Source organism: Rhodoblastus sp. (genome assembly GCF_041915505.1).
Lineage (GTDB): Bacteria > Pseudomonadota > Alphaproteobacteria > Rhizobiales > Beijerinckiaceae > Rhodoblastus.
The window spans coordinates 1-6446 of sequence record NZ_JAYSBG010000203.1 but is presented as its reverse complement, the minus strand read 5'-3'; the positions used below and the strand labels follow the sequence as shown (position 1 = coordinate 6446).

Below are 6446 nucleotides of genomic sequence, written 5' to 3'. Positions count from 1 at the left end.
GATTTGTCCCCGTTCGGGCGCTACCAGCCGCATGGCTCGCTGCGTCGCCTGCTGGATTTCACGCAGAGCGCCGGCGGCCATTGGTTCGGCCAGCGTTCGGCGCTGCTGGTCCGCCGATTCGGCCTGCGCCGGCTGCGCGCCCGGCCCGTCGACGTGACGGTCGAGACGCTGAAAGCCCGGATGCGGCTTTATCCGTTCAACAATGCCTGCGAAAAGCGCCTGCTGTTCACGCCGCAATTTTCCGACCGCGAGGAGCGCCGTTTCATCGCCGAGCGGATCGCGCCGGACATGACCTTTCTTGACATTGGCGCGGGATGCGGCGCCGGCAGTCTGTTCGTGGCGCTGCGCGCTGGCCCGCGCGCCCGCGTGCTGGCGGTCGAACCGCAGCCGCTGCTTTACGAGCGGCTGGTCTATAATCTGCGCCAGAACCCGGCCGCCACCGTCAAGGCGCTCGATTGCGCCGTGGCCGATGTCGAGGGCCCGGTGACGCTGTTCTACAACCCTTACGATCTCGCCGAGACCTCGATGCGGATCGTCAATGTCGAGAACGGCGGCGGTTCGTTCAGCGCGGCCTCGAAATCGCTCGCGACCCTCGCGCATGAGGAGGGGATCGACCGCATCGACATGATGAAGCTCGATGTCGAGGGGGCGGAGGATCTGGCGCTGGAGCCCTTCCTGTCGGGCGAGCCCGAATCCTTGTGGCCGCGCGCTTTGATCCTCGCCTATTCCCCGGCGAAATGGGACGTCAACCTGCTCGCCTTGCTGGAGAGCCGCGGCTATGTCCGGGTCGCGCGGACGCGGGTCTATGTGATGTATGAGCGAAAGGTCGGCGGGTCATGAGCGATAAAAGCGTCACCGCCGCCGTTCTGGTGATCGGCGACGAGATCCTGTCCGGCCGCACCCGCGACGCCAACAGCCATTATATTGCGCATTATTTGTTGCAGATCGGCGTCGAAACCCGCGAAATCCGCGTCGTTCCCGATGTCGAGGCGGAGATCGTGACGGCGCTCGACGCTTTGCGCGCGCGCTACGATTATGTTTTCACGACCGGGGGCATCGGCCCGACCCATGACGACATTACCGCCGATGCGGTGGCGAAGGCCTTTGACGTTGAAATCTCCGAAGACCCACGCGCCATCGCCCTGCTGCTGGAGCGGATCAAGCCGGAGGACCTCAACGAGGCCCGCCGGCGCATGGCGCGCATTCCCCATGGCGCGGCGCTGGTGACCAATCCGATCTCCAAGGCGCCCGGCTTCTGGATCGGCAATGTGATCGTGATGGCCGGCGTGCCGGCGATCATGCAGGCCATGCTGGACGATGTCGCGCCGAAACTGGTCCGGGGCGCGAAAATCCTGTCGGAAACCATCGACGCGCCGGGCGTGCCCGAAGGCGCCTATGCGGCCGGGCTGACGGAACTGGCCAAGGCCTATCCGCAGGTGTCCATCGGCTCCTATCCGTCGCTGCGCGAAGGAAAATTCTTCAATCAGGTCGTGCTGCGCGGCCGCGACGAAGCCGTGCTCGCCGAAGCGGCCGCCAAAGCGAAAGCGATGCTGGCCGAAGTCGCTGCGTCGCACTCGCCCTGACGCGCCCGGCGCCGTGAGGGGAACGGGATGGAAATCGCCTTCAAATCCGTGATTCCGGTGCTGCGGATGTTCGACGTGGCCAAGGCGGACGAGTTTTATCTCGGTTTTCTTGGCTTTTCGGTCGATTGGGATCATCGCTTCGACGACAACGCGCCACTTTATCGCGGCATTTCGCGCGGCGGCCTTGTCCTGCATCTGAGCGAACACCACGGCGACGGCGCGCCGGGCGCTAATATCCGCGTCATGATGAGCGGCGTCGAAGCCCTGCATCGCGAACTTGCCGCAAAAGCCTATCGCTATATGCGGCCCGGATTGGAAAAGACGCCCTGGCAAACGCTCGAATTGGGCGTGATCGACCCGTTCGGCAATCGCATCCGCTTCTGTGAGCCCATCGCGCCGGGCGACGCCTAAGCGTTAGTGCAGGATCTGCTTCAAAAAGGCCTGCGCGCGCTCGTGTTTCGGCGATGAGAAAAACGTGTCCGGCGGCGCAATCTCCACGATCTGGCCCTGATCCATGAAGATCACCCGATCCGCGACCTGACGGGCGAAGCCCATTTCATGGGTCACGCACATCATGGTCATGCCCTCCCGCGCCAGTTCGGACATGGTGTCGAGCACTTCCTTGACCATTTCCGGGTCGAGTGCGGACGTCGGCTCGTCGAACAGCATGATTTTCGGCTTCATGCACAGCGCGCGGGCGATCGCGACGCGCTGCTGCTGGCCGCCGGAAAGCTGGCCGGGATATTTGCCGGCCTGTTCGGCGATCCGCACCTTTTCCAGAAATTCCATCGCCTGGGCTTGGGCGTCGGCCTTGCTCGCCTTGCGGACATGGATCGGCGCCAGCGTGCAGTTCTCCAGCACGGTGAGATGCGGGAACAGGTTGAAATGCTGGAACACCATGCCGACCTCGCGGCGCACCTCCTCGACGCTGCGCAGATCGTCGGTCAGCTCCACGCCGTCGACGACGATCTGGCCGGCCTGATGCGCCTCAAGCCGGTTGATGCAGCGGATCAGGGTCGATTTGCCGGAGCCGGAGGGGCCGCACAGCACGATTTTCTCGCCGGCCTCGACCGCCAGATCGATGTCGCGCAGGACATGGAATTCGCCGTACCATTTATTGACGCCGATCATGCGAATCGCCACGGCCGGCGAGGGGGCTTTCATGCGGGGCGGCTCCGGTTTACGCGGGCTTTGCCGCAGACTAGCCCAAAGCGCCCGGCAGCCAAAGCGGGGGACGATGAGCGCAGGATTCGAGATCGCGTCGGGCGGGGCATCGGCCCGCATCGCGCGGCGCGGCGCGGAGCTGAAAAGCTGGCGCGTCGGCGGGCGGGAGCTGATCTGGGCCGGCGACGAGACCTTTTGGCCGGATTCGGCCCCGATCCTGTTTCCGGTGGTCGGCTGGACCCGCGACGGCGTCGTGGTGGACGGGCGGCGCTACCCGCTCGGCCTGCACGGCTTCGCGCGGCATGAGGATTTCGATCTGGTCGAGCAGGCGGAAGAACGCCTCGTGCTGCGGCTCGGCGCGAATGAGCGCACGCACGCGGTCTATCCATTCGCTTTCAATTTGTTCGTAGAATATATAATACAAGACAATGTATTGAGCATAATTCTTCATGTTAAAAGTGAGACTGAGCGGCCCATGCCCTACGCCTGTGGGCTGCATCCCGGCTTCGTCTGGCCGCTGCCGGGCGCGACGGGGCCGCATATGGTGCGCTTCGACGCCGACGAGCGCGCGGAGGTCCCCGTCATCGCGCCGGGCGGCCTGTTTTCGACGCGCCGCCGTCCGATCCCGCTGGAAGGGCGTATGCTGCCCCTTACCCCCGATATGTTCGAGGAGGCCTTGTGTTTCCTCGACGCCTGCAGCGCGGGACTCGACTTTGGCGCGGAAAACGGTCCCAGCCTGCGGATGGAGCTGGATCATTTCCCTCACATCGCCCTGTGGTCGCGCCCGGGCGCGGGCTTTCTCTGCCTTGAGGCCTGGACGGGCCATGGCGATCCGGAGGGGTTTTCCGGCGACCTGTTCGCCAAGCCGTCGATGCGCGTGCTGGCGCCGGGCGAAAAAGCCCGCAGCGCCGCAAGATATATCTGGCGGCCCTGAAAGCTTTCCGCCTTTGGCTTCAGTCCTGTTCGCGCTATGAGGCGCCATGGCCAATCTCGCTTTTTCCATGGGCTCCGGCGCCGCGCGCCGCAATATCGTCCTGTTCCTGATCACGCGCGGCTTCGGCGCCTTCGCCGCGCAAATGCTCGACGTTGCGATGGGCTGGCATGTCTATGCCGAGACCGGCAGCGCCATGAGCCTCGGCTTCGTCGGGCTGGCCCAATTCCTGCCGCTGGTCGCGCTCCTGCACTGGAGCGGCGCGGCCTCGGATCGCTTCGACCGGCGCAAGATCTCGGCTTTCGCCGCGCTCGGCCAAGCAGCGGCGTCGCTCGCCATTTTCGTCATCGCCGCGACCTCGGCGCCGATCTGGACGATCTATCCGGCTCTGTTCGCGCTCGGCTCGGCCCGCGCCTTTTCCGGCCCGGCTAATGCGTCCTTGCTGCCGGAAATCGTCGACCACGACACTTTTCCGCGCGCGGTGGCCATGTCGACCACCGTGTTCCAGGCGGCGACCATCGCCGGCCCCGCCTTGGGCGGCCTGCTGTTCGCGGCTTTCGGGGTGAAGATCTTCCTGCTCTGCGCGGTCCTCGCCGCCTGCGGCGTCCCGGCCGTCCTGGCGATCCGGCGCGCCAATGGCGAGGCGGCGCGGCCCGGTTTCGACCCCGCCGAAAAGAGCGCGCTCGCTGGCCTGAGCTATATCTGGTCGAACAAGATCGTGCTGGGCTCGATTTCGCTCGATCTGTTCGCGGTGCTGTTCGGCGGCGCGACGGCGTTGCTTCCGATCTATGCGCGCGACATCTTGCAGGTCGGGCCGCTCGGCCTCGGCGCCCTGCGCGCCGCGCCGGCGGTCGGCGCGATCAGCGTCAGCCTGATCCTGGCCATCTTCCCGCTGCGTCGTCGGGCCGGCCCAAAGATGTTTCTGGCTGTGGCAGGCTATGCGCTCGCCACCATCGTCTTTGCGCTCTCCAAATCCTTTCCGGTGTCGCTCGCGGCCATGGCGGCGCTTGGCGCCTGCGACGTGATCAGCATGGTGGTGCGCCAGACCGTGGTGCAACTCGCCACGCCGAATGAAATGCGCGGCCGCGTCTCGGCGGTGAATTTCCTGTTCATCGGCGCCTCCAACCAATTGGGCGAATTCGAATCCGGCGTGGCGGCCGCCTTGCTGGGGCCGGTGGGGGCGGCTTTGTTCGGCGGCTTCGGCGCTTTGATCGTGGTCGCGGTCTGGGCGGTTCTGTTCCCGCAATTGCGCAAGGCCGATTCGATCGGGGGCGGCGCCCGGGCCTGAGGGCCGAACGCCCGGTACGGAGCGGCCAAGTGTCGCAGGCGCAACGGAAATTCGCGCCTGAACTTGTCGTCGGATCGTCAAGCGAGCAGGATAAGGACAATGGTCCGGCGGCGCCTTGTTCGCCGTCAAGCCGCGCAATGTCCTCGCGCGAGATCCATAGGGGACCAGGATCGTGGGTGAAATCGACGCGTCCCCCGCGCCCGTGTGGCACACGCTCGGCGTCGCCCAGGTGGTCGAGCGGCTCGGCGGCGATCTCCACAATGGCCTGAGCGCCGAAGAGGCGGCGCGGCGGCTGGAGCGGGACGGCCCCAACGAAATTCGCGAACAGCCGGGCCGCAGCCTGCTCGCGATGCTGGCCGACCAGTTCAAGGATTTCATGATCGCGGTGCTGGTCGTCGCCGCCATCGTTTCTGGCCTGATCGGCGAAATGAGCGATACGCTGGTCATTCTCGCCATCGTCGTACTCAATGCGGTTATCGGACTGGTGGAAGATGTCCGCGCCGGGCGCGCCATCGCCGAACTGAAGCGGCTCGCCGCGCTCAAGGCCATCGTCCTGCGCGATGGCGGCCATCATGTGATCCCCGCCGTCGATCTCGTGCGCGGCGACTTGGTCGTGCTGGAGGCCGGCAACGCCGCGCCCGCCGACCTGCGCCTGATCGAGGCGCCGAGCCTCAAAATGGCGGAAGCGGCGCTGACCGGGGAATCGGCGCCGGTCGATAAACAGGCTCAGGCGCTCGCCGATCCGGCGCTGGCGCTCGGCGATCGCGTCAATATGGCGTTCAAGGGCACGAACGCGACCTATGGCCGGGGGCTTGGCATTGTTGTCGCGACCGGCATGGAAACCGAGCTGGGCAAGATCGCCGGCATGATGGGGACGATTGCGCCGGCGCAGACGCCGCTGCAGCGCCGTCTCGCCATTTTCGGCCGCCAGCTCGCCATCGGCATTCTGGCGATCTGCGCCATCGTCTTTCTCTTCGGCGTGCTGCGCGGAGAGCCGCCTTTGCTGATGCTGCTGACGGCTTTGAGCCTCGCCGTCGCGGCCATTCCCGAGGCGCTGCCGGCGGTCGTGACCGTGATGCTGGCGCTCGGCGCGCGGGCCATGGTCGCCCGCAATGCGCTGGCGCGGCGGCTTCCGGCCATCGAGACTTTGGGCTCGGTCAGTTGCATCTGCTCCGACAAGACCGGCACGCTGACGCTCAACGAAATGCGGGTGGCGGAAGTCCTGGTCGCGGGCAAGCGCCGGCCCGCCGCCACGCTGGACGCCAGCGCCCCCGAGGACGGACGCCTGATCGACGCCATAGCCTTATGCAATGACGCCGAGCGCGGCGACGAGGGCGAAGGCGTCGGCGACCCGATGGAAATCGCGCTCTGGCGCATCGCCGCCGAAAAGGGCCGCGCCAAAGAAGAGCGCTGCCGCGCGGCGCCACGGGTCCAGGAGCTGCCGTTCGATTCCGACCGCAAGCGCATGACGACCTTCCAT

7 protein-coding genes are annotated in these 6446 nt (G+C 66.1%); 6 read left to right on the top strand and 1 reads right to left on the bottom strand.

Annotated features, from left to right (window positions below):
* From ACE3S9_RS12840 to ACE3S9_RS12830, 3 genes are all read left to right on the top strand, one after another.
* A partial coding sequence (locus ACE3S9_RS12840) for an FkbM family methyltransferase (RefSeq protein ID WP_374546861.1) occupies positions 1 to 840 on the top strand: 840 nt, incomplete at its 5' end.
* Positions 837 to 1583 (top strand): competence/damage-inducible protein A, encoded by a 747-nt coding sequence (locus ACE3S9_RS12835; protein WP_374546860.1) that lies wholly within the window; start codon positions 837 to 839, stop codon positions 1581 to 1583. The genes ACE3S9_RS12840 and ACE3S9_RS12835, both read left to right, overlap by 4 nt.
* 27 nt (positions 1584 to 1610) lie before the next feature.
* Positions 1611 to 1994 carry a glyoxalase superfamily protein gene (locus ACE3S9_RS12830; RefSeq protein ID WP_374546859.1) on the top strand — a complete coding sequence of 128 codons (384 nt, stop codon included), beginning with the start codon at positions 1611 to 1613 and terminating at the stop codon, positions 1992 to 1994.
* A gap of 3 nt (positions 1995 to 1997) precedes the next feature.
* On the opposite strand, the gene ACE3S9_RS12825 is transcribed toward ACE3S9_RS12830, so the two are convergent.
* A complete protein-coding gene (locus ACE3S9_RS12825; protein WP_374546858.1) occupies positions 1998 to 2747 on the bottom strand; it encodes an amino acid ABC transporter ATP-binding protein in 750 nt (249 codons plus the stop codon).
* A gap of 73 nt (positions 2748 to 2820) precedes the next feature.
* Between ACE3S9_RS12825 and ACE3S9_RS12820 the strand changes: the two genes are divergently transcribed.
* The 3 genes from ACE3S9_RS12820 to ACE3S9_RS12810 all read left to right on the top strand — a co-directional run.
* Positions 2821 to 3681, top strand: a complete 861-nt coding sequence (locus tag ACE3S9_RS12820; RefSeq protein WP_374546857.1) for an aldose 1-epimerase family protein — start codon at positions 2821 to 2823, stop codon at positions 3679 to 3681.
* 46 nt (positions 3682 to 3727) lie between these two features.
* The gene (locus ACE3S9_RS12815) at positions 3728 to 4966 is read left to right on the top strand and encodes an MFS transporter (protein WP_374546856.1); all 1239 of its coding nucleotides are present in this window, start codon (positions 3728 to 3730) and stop codon (positions 4964 to 4966) included.
* Positions 4967 to 5138: 172 nt separating this feature from the next.
* A partial coding sequence (locus ACE3S9_RS12810) for a cation-translocating P-type ATPase (RefSeq protein ID WP_374546854.1) occupies positions 5139 to 6446 on the top strand: 1308 nt, incomplete at its 3' end.